This is a genomic window from Pseudomonas sediminis, from assembly GCF_002741105.1.
GTDB classification, from domain to species: domain Bacteria; phylum Pseudomonadota; class Gammaproteobacteria; order Pseudomonadales; family Pseudomonadaceae; genus Aquipseudomonas; species Aquipseudomonas sediminis.
The window spans coordinates 16,159-28,359 of the sequence record NZ_NIQU01000009.1 but is presented as its reverse complement, the minus strand read 5'-3'; the positions used below and the strand labels follow the sequence as shown (position 1 = coordinate 28,359).

24 protein-coding genes are annotated in these 12,201 nt (G+C 57.2%); all 24 read right to left on the bottom strand.

From position 1 onward, the window contains the following. Positions 1–7 precede the first annotated feature (7 nt). The 24 genes from rpmJ to tuf all read right to left on the bottom strand — a co-directional run bounded on the left by rpmJ (position 8) and on the right by tuf (position 12,171). Positions 8–124, bottom strand: coding sequence for a 50S ribosomal protein L36 (gene rpmJ / locus CDO35_RS19385; RefSeq protein WP_002555468.1), 117 nt, complete (start codon positions 122–124; stop codon positions 8–10). Between the two features lie 28 nt (positions 125–152). Beyond that, on the bottom strand, positions 153–1,481 hold the full coding sequence (secY, locus tag CDO35_RS19380; protein ID WP_099526269.1) for a preprotein translocase subunit SecY: 1,329 nt from the start codon (positions 1,479–1,481) through the stop codon (positions 153–155). Next, entirely contained in the window at positions 1,482–1,913 is a 432-nt protein-coding gene (gene rplO, locus CDO35_RS19375) for a 50S ribosomal protein L15 (protein ID WP_099526268.1), read from the bottom strand. Between the two features lie 2 nt (positions 1,914–1,915). Further along, entirely contained in the window at positions 1,916–2,095 is a 180-nt protein-coding gene (rpmD, locus tag CDO35_RS19370; RefSeq protein WP_003243922.1) for a 50S ribosomal protein L30, read from the bottom strand. 2 nt (positions 2,096–2,097) lie between these two features. Next, entirely contained in the window at positions 2,098–2,598 is a 501-nt protein-coding gene (gene rpsE, locus CDO35_RS19365) for a 30S ribosomal protein S5 (RefSeq protein WP_099526267.1), read from the bottom strand. A gap of 3 nt (positions 2,599–2,601) precedes the next feature. Then, entirely contained in the window at positions 2,602–2,952 is a 351-nt protein-coding gene (gene rplR, locus CDO35_RS19360; protein ID WP_017675612.1) for a 50S ribosomal protein L18, read from the bottom strand. An 11-nt stretch (positions 2,953–2,963) separates the two neighbouring features. Beyond that, positions 2,964–3,497, bottom strand: a complete 534-nt coding sequence (rplF, locus tag CDO35_RS19355) for a 50S ribosomal protein L6 (protein ID WP_017675613.1) — start codon at positions 3,495–3,497, stop codon at positions 2,964–2,966. 12 nt (positions 3,498–3,509) lie between these two features. Further along, positions 3,510–3,902, bottom strand: coding sequence for a 30S ribosomal protein S8 (gene rpsH, locus CDO35_RS19350; protein WP_099526266.1), 393 nt, complete (start codon positions 3,900–3,902; stop codon positions 3,510–3,512). 323 nt (positions 3,903–4,225) lie between these two features. Next, complete coding sequence (gene rpsN, locus CDO35_RS19345; RefSeq protein WP_003463288.1) at positions 4,226–4,531, bottom strand: 30S ribosomal protein S14; 306 nt, start codon at positions 4,529–4,531, stop codon at positions 4,226–4,228. Positions 4,532–4,546: 15 nt separating this feature from the next. After that, positions 4,547–5,086 (bottom strand): 50S ribosomal protein L5, encoded by a 540-nt coding sequence (gene rplE / locus CDO35_RS19340; RefSeq protein ID WP_017675614.1) that lies wholly within the window; start codon positions 5,084–5,086, stop codon positions 4,547–4,549. 19 nt (positions 5,087–5,105) lie between these two features. Beyond that, complete coding sequence (gene rplX / locus CDO35_RS19335; protein ID WP_017675615.1) at positions 5,106–5,420, bottom strand: 50S ribosomal protein L24; 315 nt, start codon at positions 5,418–5,420, stop codon at positions 5,106–5,108. 11 nt (positions 5,421–5,431) lie between these two features. Continuing rightward, entirely contained in the window at positions 5,432–5,800 is a 369-nt protein-coding gene (gene rplN, locus CDO35_RS19330) for a 50S ribosomal protein L14 (protein WP_003243907.1), read from the bottom strand. A gap of 23 nt (positions 5,801–5,823) precedes the next feature. Then, a complete protein-coding gene (gene rpsQ / locus CDO35_RS19325; protein WP_099526265.1) occupies positions 5,824–6,090 on the bottom strand; it encodes a 30S ribosomal protein S17 in 267 nt (88 codons plus the stop codon). A 2-nt stretch (positions 6,091–6,092) separates the two neighbouring features. Next, positions 6,093–6,284: a 50S ribosomal protein L29 gene (gene rpmC, locus CDO35_RS19320; protein ID WP_003463299.1), complete on the bottom strand. Its 192-nt coding sequence runs from the start codon at positions 6,282–6,284 to the stop codon at positions 6,093–6,095. Continuing rightward, positions 6,284–6,697, bottom strand: coding sequence for a 50S ribosomal protein L16 (gene rplP / locus CDO35_RS19315; protein WP_003243901.1), 414 nt, complete (start codon positions 6,695–6,697; stop codon positions 6,284–6,286). Before rplP ends, rpmC begins: the two co-directional genes overlap by 1 nt. 12 nt (positions 6,698–6,709) lie before the next feature. Continuing rightward, positions 6,710–7,396: a 30S ribosomal protein S3 gene (gene rpsC / locus CDO35_RS19310; RefSeq protein WP_017675617.1), complete on the bottom strand. Its 687-nt coding sequence runs from the start codon at positions 7,394–7,396 to the stop codon at positions 6,710–6,712. Between the two features lie 13 nt (positions 7,397–7,409). Further along, complete coding sequence (rplV, locus tag CDO35_RS19305; RefSeq protein ID WP_003103908.1) at positions 7,410–7,742, bottom strand: 50S ribosomal protein L22; 333 nt, start codon at positions 7,740–7,742, stop codon at positions 7,410–7,412. A gap of 11 nt (positions 7,743–7,753) precedes the next feature. Then, the gene (rpsS, locus tag CDO35_RS19300) at positions 7,754–8,029 is read right to left on the bottom strand and encodes a 30S ribosomal protein S19 (protein WP_003463302.1); all 276 of its coding nucleotides are present in this window, start codon (positions 8,027–8,029) and stop codon (positions 7,754–7,756) included. A gap of 16 nt (positions 8,030–8,045) precedes the next feature. Then, positions 8,046–8,870, bottom strand: coding sequence for a 50S ribosomal protein L2 (gene rplB, locus CDO35_RS19295; protein ID WP_061240714.1), 825 nt, complete (start codon positions 8,868–8,870; stop codon positions 8,046–8,048). A gap of 14 nt (positions 8,871–8,884) precedes the next feature. Next, on the bottom strand, positions 8,885–9,184 hold the full coding sequence (rplW, locus tag CDO35_RS19290; protein WP_003463306.1) for a 50S ribosomal protein L23: 300 nt from the start codon (positions 9,182–9,184) through the stop codon (positions 8,885–8,887). After that, on the bottom strand, positions 9,181–9,783 hold the full coding sequence (rplD, locus tag CDO35_RS19285) for a 50S ribosomal protein L4 (RefSeq protein WP_036999711.1): 603 nt from the start codon (positions 9,781–9,783) through the stop codon (positions 9,181–9,183). Before rplD ends, rplW begins: the two co-directional genes overlap by 4 nt. Before the next feature lie 14 nt (positions 9,784–9,797). Continuing rightward, positions 9,798–10,427 carry a 50S ribosomal protein L3 gene (gene rplC / locus CDO35_RS19280; RefSeq protein WP_017675621.1) on the bottom strand — a complete coding sequence of 210 codons (630 nt, stop codon included), beginning with the start codon at positions 10,425–10,427 and terminating at the stop codon, positions 9,798–9,800. Between the two features lie 83 nt (positions 10,428–10,510). After that, entirely contained in the window at positions 10,511–10,822 is a 312-nt protein-coding gene (rpsJ, locus tag CDO35_RS19275) for a 30S ribosomal protein S10 (RefSeq protein ID WP_003463313.1), read from the bottom strand. A gap of 155 nt (positions 10,823–10,977) precedes the next feature. After that, the gene (tuf, locus tag CDO35_RS19270; protein ID WP_099526264.1) at positions 10,978–12,171 is read right to left on the bottom strand and encodes an elongation factor Tu; all 1,194 of its coding nucleotides are present in this window, start codon (positions 12,169–12,171) and stop codon (positions 10,978–10,980) included. Positions 12,172–12,201: the final 30 nt, after the last annotated feature.

The following is a 12,201-nucleotide window of genomic DNA, read 5'->3' as shown; positions in this document are numbered from 1 at the left end:
TTCACACTCAGCCTTGGCGCTGCTTGTGACGCGGCTCTGCGCTGCAGATCACCCGCACGACACCTTCGCGACGGATAATTTTGCAGTTACGGCACAGCTTTTTCACCGATGCACGAACTTTCATTACCAACTCCTCGAACCTTACGGGTGGATCAGCGGAGCATGCCGCTGCCATAGCCCTTCAGGTTGGCTTTCTTCATCAGGGAATCGTACTGGTGAGACACGAGGTGCGATTGCACTTGGGACATGAAGTCCATCACAACCACGACCACGATCAGCAACGAGGTCCCGCCAAGGTAGAACGGAACGTTGGCTGCAACCACCAGGAACTGGGGCAGCAGGCACACGGCCGTCATGTACAGAGCACCGAACATGGTCAAGCGAGTCAGAACGCCATCGATATAGCGCGCAGACTGCTCGCCCGGACGGATGCCCGGAATAAAGGCACCGGACTTCTTCAGGTTTTCCGCTACGTCTTTCGGGTTGAACATCAGCGCTGTGTAGAAGAAGCAGAAGAAAATGATCCCTGCACTAAACAGCAAAATGTTCAACGGCTGACCAGGAGCGATAGCCTGCGAAATGTCCTGCAGCCAGCCCAAACCCTCGGACTGACCAAACCAGGCACCCAGCGAGGCCGGGAACAGCAGAAGGCTGCTAGCGAAGATGGCCGGGATTACGCCCGCCATGTTCACCTTCAACGGCAAGTGGCTGGTCTGCGCAGCAAAGACCTTACGGCCCTGCTGACGCTTGGCGTAGTGCACCGCAATGCGACGCTGACCACGCTCAATGAACACCACGAAACCGATGATCGCTACTGCCAACAGGCCGATGGCGATCAGAGCGAAGATGTTGATATCGCCCTGGCGAGCAGACTCGAAAGACTGCCCGATTGCCGACGGCAGACCGGCTACGATGCCCGCAAAAATCAGCATCGAGATACCGTTACCGACACCGCGCTCAGTGATCTGCTCGCCCAGCCACATCATGAACATCGCGCCCGCCACGAAAGTGGTGACCGCCACGAAGTGGAAGCCGAAATCGCCCGAGAACGCAACGCCTTGGCTAGCCAGACCAGCGGACATACCGATGGCCTGAACGAACGCCAGGACGAGTGTGCCGTAGCGGGTGTACTGGCTGATCTTGCGACGGCCAGCTTCACCTTCCTTCTTCAACTGCTCCAGCTGCGGGCTGACGGCGGTCATCAGCTGCATGATGATCGATGCCGAGATATACGGCATGATCCCCAATGCAAAGATGCTCATCCGCTCCAGCGCGCCGCCGGAAAACATGTTGAACAAGCTAAGAATGGTCCCCTCATTCTGTCGAAACAGATCGGCCAGACGGTCAGGGTTTATACCGGGAACTGGGATATGCGCGCCGATTCGATAGACGATGATCGCCATGAACAGAAAACGCAGACGAGCCCAGAGTTCGGACAACCCGCCACCAGCCAGAGCAGAGAGAGCACCTTGCTTAGCCATTTATTCCTCGAACTTACCGCCAGCTGCTTCGATAGCCGCACGCGCACCTTTGGTGGCAGCGATACCTTTCAGGGTGACCGCACGGGTAACCTCACCGGACAGCATGACTTTCACACGCCGTACGTGTTGGCCAACCAGATTGGCATCCTTCAGAGCCTGCAGAGTCACAACACCCTCTACCTTGTTCAGCTCGGAGGTACGCACTTCGGCGCGATCCATAGCCTTCAGGGAGACGAAGCCGAACTTCGGCAGACGGCGGTGCAGCGGCTGCTGACCACCCTCGAAGCCCGGAGCGATGGAGCCACCGGAGCGAGAGGTCTGACCTTTGTGGCCACGGCCACCAGTCTTACCCAGACCGCTACCGATGCCACGGCCCGGACGGTGCTTCTCGCGACGGGCACCCGGCGCGGAACGCAGATCGTTCAGTTGCATGATTAACCCTCCACCTTCAGCAGGTAGTAAGCCTTGTTGATCATGCCGCGGTTTTCCGGAGTATCCAGAACCTCTACGGTGTGACCGATGCGACGCAGGCCCAGGCCCTTGACGCAAGCTTTGTGATTGGCCAGACGGCCATTGGTGCTCTTGATCAGAGTCACTTTGACGGTATTAGCCATGGTTAGAGAATCTCCTCGACGCTCTTGCCACGCTTGGCTGCAACGGATGCTGGAGACTGCATGGTCTTCAGACCCTTGAAGGTGGCATGAACCACGTTCACCGGGTTGGTCGAGCCGTAGCACTTGGCCAGAACGTTCTGCACACCAGCTACTTCCAGAACGGCACGCATGGCGCCGCCGGCGATGATACCGGTACCTTCGGACGCCGGCTGCATGTACACCTTGGAGGCGCCATGAGCGGACTTGACCGGGTACTGCAGAGTGGTGCCGTTCAGATCAACTTGGATCATGTTACGACGAGCAGCTTCCATCGCTTTCTGGATAGCAGCTGGAACTTCGCGGGATTTGCCACGGCCGAAACCGACGCGACCCTTACCATCACCTACCACGGTCAGCGCGGTGAAAGTGAAGATACGGCCACCCTTTACGGTCTTGGCAACGCGGTTAACCTGAACCAGCTTCTCGATGTAGCCTTCGTCGCGCTTTTGGTCGTTATTTGCCATAACTTAGAACTCCAGCCCGCCTTCACGAGCAGCATCAGCCAGCGCCTTGACGCGGCCGTGGTACTTGAAGCCAGAACGGTCGAATGCCACCTGGGTCACACCAGCGGCTTTCGCACGCTCAGCAACCAGCGCACCAACTTTCTTGGCTGCGTCGACGTTGCCGGTGGCGCCATCACGCAGTGCTTTGTCCAAGGTAGAGGCGCTGGCCAGAACCTTGCTGCCGTCGGCCGAGATGACCTGGGCGTAGATGTGCTGCGAAGAGCGGTACACGCACAGACGCACGGCTTCGAGCTCGTGCATTTTCAGGCGTGCTTTGCGAGCGCGACGCAGACGAGTAACTTTTTTGTCGGTCATTTTTCAGCCCCTTACTTCTTCTTGGCTTCTTTACGACGGACAACTTCATCCGCGTAACGAACGCCTTTGCCCTTGTAGGGCTCAGGACGACGGAAGTCACGGATTTCCGCAGCCACCTGACCCACCAGTTGCTTGTCGATACCCTTGATCAGGATTTCGGTCTGGTTCGGGGTTTCAGCCACGACGCCTTCCGGCAGTTCGTAGTCGATCGGGTGGGAGAAGCCCAGTGCGAGGTTCAGCACCTGGCCTTTGGCTTGAGCTTTGTAGCCCACGCCGACCAGCTGCAGCTTACGCTCGAAGCCTTGGCTGACACCGATGACCATGTTGTTCACCAGGGCGCGAGTAGTACCGGCCATAGCGCGGTTCTGCTGGTCGCCATTACGAGCGGCGAAACGCAGTTCGCTACCTTCCTGGATCACTTCAACGGACGAGTGAACATTCAGTTCCAGAGCGCCCTTGGCACCCTTGACCGAGAGCTGCTGACCGGCGAGTTTGATCTCGACACCAGCTGGCAGCACTACGGGGTTCTTAGCAACGCGAGACATGCTTATCCCCCCTTAGAACACGGTGCAGAGCACTTCGCCGCCGACACCGGCAGCGCGCGCAGCGCGATCCGTCATCACACCTTTGTTGGTGGAGACGATGGAAACACCGAGACCGCCGCGAACCTTCGGCAGTTCATCGACGGATTTGTACTGACGAAGGCCAGGACGGCTCACGCGCTTGACTTCCTCGATGACCGGACGGCCTTCGAAGTACTTCAGCTCGATGGACAGTTGTGGCTTGGCTTCACCATTGACTTCATAACCCGCAATGTAACCTTCGTCTTTGAGAACTTTGGCTACGGCTACCTTCAGAGTGGAAGAAGGCATGCTTACGACGGACTTTTCAGCCATCTGGGCATTACGGATACGAGTTAGCATGTCCGCTAACGGGTCCTGCATACTCATGGGCTAGACGCTCCTGATACAAAAAGAACAGCCCGAGGGCTGTGGGATCATCCAAAAGCTCGGCATGGAAATGCCAGGCTCAGGAGAGCCGGACATTCTAGAGACCGATCAAAAATGAAGCAAGCCCCAAAAGGGGCTTGATTCATTATTCTGCTGGTAGTCTTGCGAGCTAGAGCCAGGCAAGGCGCAAGGAGGTGAGGATGCGGAGTTTACTGTAGTAAATGAGCAATCCGAACCTACTTGCAACGCGGCATGGCCGACGCGCAGCAGACCGCCATAAAGACAAAGCCGGCACTAGGCCGGCTTCGCTTTTTTACTACGCCTTACCAGCTGGCTTTCACCAGGCCTGGTACGTCACCGCGCATGGCGGCTTCGCGCAGCTTGTTACGCGACAGACCGAACTTGCGATAAACGCCGTGCGGACGGCCGGTGATGCGGCAACGGTTACGCAGGCGCGAGGCGCTGGCGTCACGTGGCTGCTTCTGCAGAGCGACCTGGGCTTCCCAACGCGCTTCCGGACTGGTGTTCGGATTAGCGATGGTAGCTTTCAGCTCGGCACGCTTCTTGGCGTACTTGGCAACCGTTTGCTGACGCTTCAGCTCGCGGTTCTTCATGCTTGTCTTGGCCATTGTCCAGGACTCCGATCAGTTGCGGAACGGGAAGTTGAAAGCACGCAGCAGAGCGCGGCCTTCATCATCGTTACGGGCAGTGGTAGTCAGGGTGATGTCCAGACCACGCAGCGCATCGATTTTGTCGTAATCGATTTCCGGGAAGATGATCTGCTCTTTCACGCCCATGCTGTAGTTGCCACGGCCATCGAAGGACTTGGCATTCAGGCCGCGGAAGTCACGCACGCGCGGCAGGGAGATGGACAGCAGACGATCCAGGAACTCGTACATACGCTCGCGACGCAGAGTGACCTTGACGCCAATCGGCCAACCTTCACGAACCTTGAAACCTGCGATCGACTTACGGGCATGAGTCACAACGACTTTCTGACCGGTGATCTTCTCGAGGTCGGCTACAGCGTTTTCGATGATCTTCTTGTCACCGATCGCTTCGCCCAGGCCCATGTTCAGGGTGATCTTGGTGATGCGCGGAACTTCCATCACGTTCGCCAGCTTCAGTTCTTCCTTCAGCTTGGGCGCGATTTCCTTCCGGTAAATCTCTTTCAGTCGTGCCATGGTATTTACCTACGGATTCTCAAGCGCCAACCGGCTTCTGGGTGGACTTGAAGACACGAATTTTCTTGCCGTCTTCGGTCTTGAAGCCAACGCGGTCAGCCTTGTTGGTTTCAGAGTTGAAGATGGCAACGTTGGAAGCGTGCAGAGGCGCTTCTTTCTCGACGATACCGCCTTGAACGCCCGACATCGGGTTCGGCTTGGTATGACGCTTCACCAGGTTGATGCCACCGACGACCAGACGGTCGTCAGCGAGAACCTTGAGCACCTTACCGCGCTTACCTTTGTCTTTACCGGCGATCACGATGATCTCGTCGTCACGACGAATCTTTTGCATGTCGGATCTCCTTAAAGCACTTCAGGGGCGAGCGAGACGATCTTCATGAACTTCTCGGAACGCAGTTCACGGGTCACTGGCCCGAAGATACGGGTACCAATCGGCTCTTGCTTGTTGTTCAGCAGAACAGCAGCGTTGCCGTCGAAGCGGATGATCGAACCGTCGGCACGACGAACGCCGTGACGGGTACGAACAACCACTGCGGTCATGACCTGACCTTTCTTCACTTTGCCGCGCGGAATTGCTTCCTTGACGGTGACCTTGATGATGTCGCCGATGCCGGCGTAGCGACGATGAGAGCCGCCCAGCACCTTGATGCACATAACGCGACGTGCACCGCTGTTGTCAGCAACATCGAGCATGGATTGAGTCTGAATCATAAAATTTCTCCGACCCCTAGCCCTTAGACTTCAACGGCGCGTTCGACGACTTCAACCAGAGCCCAGGACTTGGTCTTGGACTGCGGACGGGTTTCGCGAATGGAAACCTTGTCGCCGATCTTGCACTGGTTGGTTTCGTCGTGAGCGTGCAGTTTGGTCGAACGCTTGACGTATTTACCGTAGATCGGGTGCTTAACGCGGCGCTCGATCAGAACGGTGATGGTCTTGTCCATCTTGTCGCTGACAACACGGCCGGTCAGCGTACGGACTGTTTTTTCGGCTTCAGCCATGATCACTTACCTGCCTGCTGGTTGAGCACAGTTTTCACACGAGCGATGTCGCGCTTAACTTGCGAGAGCAGGTGAGACTGCCCCAACTGGCCAGTTGCTTTCTGCATACGCAGATTGAACTGGTCGCGCAGCAGACCGAGCAGTTGCTCGTTCAGTTGCTGTGCGGTTTTTTCACGAAGTTCGGTCGCTTTCATCACATCACCGTCCGCTTAACAAAGGTGGTGGCGAGCGGCAGCTTTGCAGCAGCCAGGGCGAAAGCCTCACGCGCCAGCTCTTCGGAAACGCCTTCGATCTCGTACAGGACTTTGCCTGGCTGGATCTGGGCTACCCAATATTCGACGCCACCCTTACCTTTACCCATCCGCACTTCGAGAGGCTTCTTGGTAACCGGCTTGTCCGGGAATACGCGAATCCAGATCTTGCCGCCACGTTTAACGTGACGAGTCAGAGCACGACGAGCGGACTCGATCTGACGGGCGGTGAGACGACCGCGGGCTACAGACTTCAGCGCGAACTCGCCGAAGCTGACCTTGCTACCGCGCTGAGCCAGACCACGGTTGTGGCCGGTCATCTGTTTGCGGAACTTCGTACGCTTTGGTTGCAACATGATGCGTACTCCTTATTTCTTAGCAGCTTTACGAGGAGCGGGCGCTTGCGGCTTCAGCTCTTCAGTGCGGCCACCAATGACCTCACCCTTGAAGATCCAAACCTTGACGCCGATCACACCGTAAGTGGTGTGCGCTTCGTAGGTGGCGTAATCGATATCTGCACGCAGGGTGTGCAGGGGCACACGACCTTCGCGATACCACTCGGTACGGGCGATTTCAGCGCCACCAAGACGACCACTCACCTGGATCTTGATGCCCTTGGCACCAATACGCATGGCGTTCTGTACGGCGCGCTTCATGGCGCGACGGAACATTACGCGGCGCTCCAGCTGCTGAGCTACGCTCTGTGCAACCAGCATACCGTCGAGCTCCGGCTTGCGGATCTCTTCGATGTTGATGTGCACCGGCACACCCATTTGCTTGGTCAGGTCCTGACGCAGCTTCTCAACATCTTCACCTTTCTTGCCGATCACTATGCCGGGACGAGCGGTGTGGATGGTGATGCGTGCGGTTTGAGCCGGGCGAGCGATGTCGATACGGCTAACGGACGCGCTTTTTAGTTTGTCTTGCAGGTATGCACGAACCTTCAGGTCGGCATTCAGGTAGTCGGCGTAAGTGCGACCATCTGCATACCAAACCGAAGTGTGATCCTTGACGATTCCCAGGCGGATGCCAACGGGATGTACTTTCTGACCCATCTGATCGACTCCGTTACTTGTCCGCAACCTTGACAGTGATATGGCAAGACCGCTTGACGATGCGATCAGCACGGCCTTTGGCACGCGGCATGATGCGCTTAAGCGAACGCCCTTCGTTGACGAAAACGGTGCTGACCTTCAGGTCATCAACGTCTGCGCCTTCGTTGTGCTCGGCGTTGGCAACGGCCGACTCCAGCACTTTCTTCATGATCTCGGCGGCTTTCTTGCTGCTGAAAGCCAGCAGGTTGAGCGCTTCGCCCACCTTCTTCCCGCGGATCTGGTCGGCGACCAGGCGAGCTTTCTGGGCGGAGATGCGAGCGCCCGACAACTTAGCGGCTACTTCCATTTCCAAACCCCTTAACGCTTGCCTTTCTTGTCGGCAACGTGACCACGATAGGTACGCGTGCCGGCAAATTCGCCCAGTTTGTGGCCGACCATGTCTTCGTTCACGAGGACCGGGACATGTTGACGACCGTTATGCACAGCGATGGTCAGACCGACCATCTGCGGCAGGATCATGGAGCGACGCGACCAGGTTTTGACTGGTTTGCGCTCGCCCTTTTCCACCGCCGCTTCGACCTTCTTCAGTAGGTGAAGATCGATAAAAGGACCTTTTTTCAGAGAACGTGGCACTGTCGTATCCCTCTATTTACTTGCGACGACGGACGATCATGTTGTCGGTGCGCTTGTTAGCACGGGTTTTCGCGCCCTTGGTCGGGAAGCCCCATGGCGACACCGGATGACGACCACCGGAGGTACGACCCTCACCACCACCGTGCGGGTGATCAACCGGGTTCATGGCAACACCACGAACGGTCGGACGAACACCGCGCCAGCGCTTGGCACCGGCCTTACCCAGCGAACGCAGGCTGTGCTCGGAGTTCGAGACTTCGCCCAGGGTCGCACGGCACTCGGACAGGACTTTGCGCATTTCGCCGGAGCGCAGACGCAGAGTCACATAGGCACCTTCACGAGCGATCAGCTGAGCGGAAGCACCAGCGGAACGAGCGATCTGCGCGCCTTTACCCGGCTTCAGCTCGATACCGTGAACGGTCGAACCTACCGGAATGTTGCGCAGCTGCAGGCTGTTGCCCGGCTTGATCGGAGCCATGATGCCGGCTACCAGCTGATCGCCAGCTACCACGCCCTTCGGCGCGATGATGTAGCGACGTTCGCCGTCAGCGTATTTCAGCAGAGCGATGTGAGCAGTACGGTTCGGATCGTATTCCACGCGCTCGACGGTGGCAGGGATGCCATCCTTGTCGTTGCGACGGAAGTCGACCAGACGGTAATGCTGCTTATGACCACCACCGATATGACGGGTGGTAATACGGCCATTGTTGTTACGACCACCGGACTTCGACTTTTTCTCGAGCAGCGGAGCGTACGGAGCGCCTTTGTGCAGCTCCTGATTGACCACCTTGACCACAAAACGGCGGCCAGCGGAAGTCGGTTTGCATTTAACGATTGCCATGATGCACCCCTTCCTTACTCAGCACTGCTGGTGAAATCGAGTTCTTGGCCCGGCTGAAGGGAGATAACTGCCTTCTTCCAGTCGTTACGCTTGCCCAGACCGCGAGCGGTGCGCTTGCTCTTACCCAGAACGTTCTGAGTAGTAACGCGCTCAACCTTCACGCCGAACAGGCCTTCGACAGCCTTCTTGATTTCCAGCTTGGTCGCATCGGTAGCGACTTTGAAAACGAACTGACCTTGTTTGTCAGCCAGAACCGTGGCCTTCTCGGAGATGTGCGGGCCAAGCAGCACTTTGAATACGCGTTCCTGGTTCATCCCAGCAGCTCCTCGAATTTCTTCACGGCCGAAACGGTGACCAGCACCTTCTCGTACGCGATCAGGCTGACCGGATCGGAACCCTGAACGTCACGTACATCAACGTGCGGCAGGTTACGGGCAGCCAGGTACAGGTTCTCATCGACAGCGTCGGATACGATCAGCACGTCGGTCAGGCCCAGGCCATTGAGTTTGGCCAGCAGGGTCTTGGTCTTCGGCGCATCAACGGCGAAGTCTTCGACCACGACCAGACGGTCGGTACGAACCAGCTCAGCAAGGATGGAGCGCAGAGCTGCGCGGTACATCTTCTTGTTCAGCTTTTGATCATGGTTGCGGGTGGACGCTGCGAAGGTCACACCACCGCCACGCCAGATCGGACCACGAGTGGTACCAGCACGAGCACGACCAGTGCCCTTCTGACGCCATGGGCGCTTACCGCCACCGGAAACGTCGGAACGGGACTTCTGACCTTTGGTGCCCTGACGGCCGCCAGCCATGTAGGCGACGACAGCTTGGTGAACCAGAGTCTCGTTGAACTCGCCACCGAAGGTCGCTTCGGACACTTCGATCGCCTGAGCGCCATTTACATTCAATTGCATCTCAGATTCTCCCCTTACGCCTTGGCAGCCGGACGAACGATAACGTCGCCGCCAGTAGCGCCAGGAACGGCACCCTTGACCAGCAACAGATTACGCTCGGCGTCTACGCGCACGACTTCCAGGGACTGCACGGTAACGCGCTCAGCACCCATGTGGCCGGACATCTTCTTGCCCTTGAATACGCGACCCGGGGTCTGGCACTGGCCAATGGAACCCGGAACACGGTGGGACACGGAGTTGCCGTGAGTGTTGTCCTGGCCGCGGAAGTTCCAACGCTTGATGGTACCGGCGAAGCCTTTACCTTTGGACTGACCGGTCACATCGACCAGTTGACCAGCTTGGAAAATTTCAGCGTTGATCAGATCGCCAGCCTGGTAGTCGCCTTCTTCAAGACGGAACTCCAGAACGGTACGACCTGCCGCGACGTTCGCCTTGGCGAAGTGGCCAGCTTGAGCTGCTGTGACACGCGAAGCACGACGCTCGCCAACAGTGACTTGCACTGCGCGATAGCCATCGGATTCTTCGGTTTTAAACTGGGTGACGCGATTCGGCTCGATCTCAATGACCGTAACCGGAATGGAGACACCTTCTTCGGTGAAAATACGGGTCATACCCGCTTTACGACCGACTACACCAATAGTCATGTTGTAAACCTCATGAGTGTACGGGGCTTTCACCCGCTATGGCCGCCCATTTCAGAGCGTTACACGACTAAAACCGCCAGGTTTTAGCCGAGGCTGATCTGCACTTCCACGCCTGCCGCAAGGTCGAGCTTCATCAGCGCGTCAACGGTTTTATCCGTCGGCTGGACGATGTCCAAAACACGCTTATGAGTGCGGATTTCGTACTGATCGCGCGCGTCTTTGTTGACGTGCGGGGAGACCAGAACGGTATACCGCTCCTTACGAGTAGGCAGAGGAATCGGACCACGCACCTGAGCACCAGTACGTTTCGCGGTTTCCACGATTTCCTGGGTAGATTGATCGATCAGGCGATGGTCAAAAGCCTTCAACCGAATACGGATTTGTTGGTTTTGCATTTTGACCTCAGATTCCAAGCTGCTAATCCCCACAGACGGACTACGCCCGTTCAAGGGAGGCGCAATTGTACGGATGCCCCCTGGGGGTGTCAACTTTTAACCAATCCAAAAGAAAAGGGCCCCGAAGGGCCCTTTTCCATACCGCGGATCGTTGATTACTCGACGATCTTGGCAACCACGCCAGCACCAACGGTACGACCACCTTCGCGAATTGCGAAGCGCAGGCCGTCTTCCATGGCGATCGGCTTGATCAGAGTGACAACCATTTTGATGTTGTCGCCCGGCATTACCATCTCAACGCCTTCCGGCAGTTCACAAGAACCGGTCACGTCAGTGGTACGGAAGTAGAACTGAGGACGGTAGCCTTTGAAGAACGGGGTGTGACGACCACCTTCTTCTTTGGACAGAACGTACACTTCAGCTTCGAACTTGGTGTGCGGCTTGATGGTGCCCGGCTTGGCCAGAACCTGACCACGCTCGACTTCATCACGCTTGGTGCCGCGCAGCAGCACGCCGCAGTTCTCACCAGCACGACCTTCGTCCAGCAGCTTGCGGAACATCTCAACGCCGGTGCAGGTAGTCTTGGTGGTCGGACGCAGACCAACGATTTCGATTTCTTCCTGGATCTTGACGATACCGCGCTCTACACGACCGGTAACTACAGTACCGCGGCCGGAGATCGAGAATACGTCTTCGATTGGCATCAGGAACGGACGATCGATGGCACGAACCGGCTCAGGAATGTAGCTGTCCAGAGTTTCGACCAGCTTCTTGACGGCAGTGGTGCCCATCTCGTTGGTGTCTTCGCCGTTCAGCGCCATCAGCGCGGAACCGATGATGATCGGAGTGTCGTCGCCCGGGAAATCGTAGGTGCTCAGCAGGTCACGAACTTCCATCTCGACCAGTTCCAGCAGCTCAGCGTCGTCAACCATGTCAGCCTTGTTCAGGAAGACAACGATGTACGGCACGCCAACCTGACGGGACAGCAGGATGTGCTCACGAGTTTGCGGCATCGGACCATCGGCAGCCGAGCAGACCAGGATCGCGCCGTCCATCTGGGCAGCACCAGTGATCATGTTCTTCACGTAGTCGGCGTGACCCGGGCAGTCAACGTGCGCGTAGTGACGAATGTTGGAGTCGTACTCTACGTGCGCAGTGTTGATGGTAATACCACGAGCCTTCTCTTCCGGAGCGCTATCGATCTTGTCGAAGTCGACCTTGGCCGAACCGAAAACTTCGGAGCAGACGCGGGTCAGAGCAGCGGTCAGAGTGGTTTTACCGTGGTCAACGTGACCGATGGTGCCAACGTTGACGTGCGGTTTGTTACGTTCGAATTTTTCCTTAGCCACGACAGTAAACCTCTTACTTAAAGGGCGGGA

Coding starts and splice junctions, on each gene's coding strand:
- rpmJ (WP_002555468.1), bottom strand. CDS start 124: ATGAAAGTTCGTGCATCGGTGAAAAAGCTGTGCCGTAACTGCAAAATT.
- secY (WP_099526269.1), bottom strand. CDS start 1,481: ATGGCTAAGCAAGGTGCTCTCTCTGCTCTGGCTGGTGGCGGGTTGTCC.
- rplO (WP_099526268.1), bottom strand. CDS start 1,913: ATGCAACTGAACGATCTGCGTTCCGCGCCGGGTGCCCGTCGCGAGAAG.
- rpmD (WP_003243922.1), bottom strand. CDS start 2,095: ATGGCTAATACCGTCAAAGTGACTCTGATCAAGAGCACCAATGGCCGT.
- rpsE (WP_099526267.1), bottom strand. CDS start 2,598: ATGGCAAATAACGACCAAAAGCGCGACGAAGGCTACATCGAGAAGCTG.
- rplR (WP_017675612.1), bottom strand. CDS start 2,952: ATGACCGACAAAAAAGTTACTCGTCTGCGTCGCGCTCGCAAAGCACGC.
- rplF (WP_017675613.1), bottom strand. CDS start 3,497: ATGTCTCGCGTTGCTAAGAACCCCGTAGTGCTGCCAGCTGGTGTCGAG.
- rpsH (WP_099526266.1), bottom strand. CDS start 3,902: ATGAGTATGCAGGACCCGTTAGCGGACATGCTAACTCGTATCCGTAAT.
- rpsN (WP_003463288.1), bottom strand. CDS start 4,531: ATGGCCAAGACAAGCATGAAGAACCGCGAGCTGAAGCGTCAGCAAACG.
- rplE (WP_017675614.1), bottom strand. CDS start 5,086: ATGGCACGACTGAAAGAGATTTACCGGAAGGAAATCGCGCCCAAGCTG.
- rplX (WP_017675615.1), bottom strand. CDS start 5,420: ATGCAAAAGATTCGTCGTGACGACGAGATCATCGTGATCGCCGGTAAA.
- rplN (WP_003243907.1), bottom strand. CDS start 5,800: ATGATTCAGACTCAATCCATGCTCGATGTTGCTGACAACAGCGGTGCA.
- rpsQ (WP_099526265.1), bottom strand. CDS start 6,090: ATGGCTGAAGCCGAAAAAACAGTCCGTACGCTGACCGGCCGTGTTGTC.
- rpmC (WP_003463299.1), bottom strand. CDS start 6,284: ATGAAAGCGACCGAACTTCGTGAAAAAACCGCACAGCAACTGAACGAG.
- rplP (WP_003243901.1), bottom strand. CDS start 6,697: ATGTTGCAACCAAAGCGTACGAAGTTCCGCAAACAGATGACCGGCCAC.
- rpsC (WP_017675617.1), bottom strand. CDS start 7,396: ATGGGTCAGAAAGTACATCCCGTTGGCATCCGCCTGGGAATCGTCAAG.
- rplV (WP_003103908.1), bottom strand. CDS start 7,742: ATGGAAGTAGCCGCTAAGTTGTCGGGCGCTCGCATCTCCGCCCAGAAA.
- rplB (WP_061240714.1), bottom strand. CDS start 8,870: ATGGCAATCGTTAAATGCAAACCGACTTCCGCTGGCCGCCGTTTTGTG.
- rplW (WP_003463306.1), bottom strand. CDS start 9,184: ATGAACCAGGAACGCGTATTCAAAGTGCTGCTTGGCCCGCACATCTCC.
- rplD (WP_036999711.1), bottom strand. CDS start 9,783: ATGCAATTGAATGTAAATGGCGCTCAGGCGATCGAAGTGTCCGAAGCG.
- rplC (WP_017675621.1), bottom strand. CDS start 10,427: ATGACTATTGGTGTAGTCGGTCGTAAAGCGGGTATGACCCGTATTTTC.
- rpsJ (WP_003463313.1), bottom strand. CDS start 10,822: ATGCAAAACCAACAAATCCGTATTCGGTTGAAGGCTTTTGACCATCGC.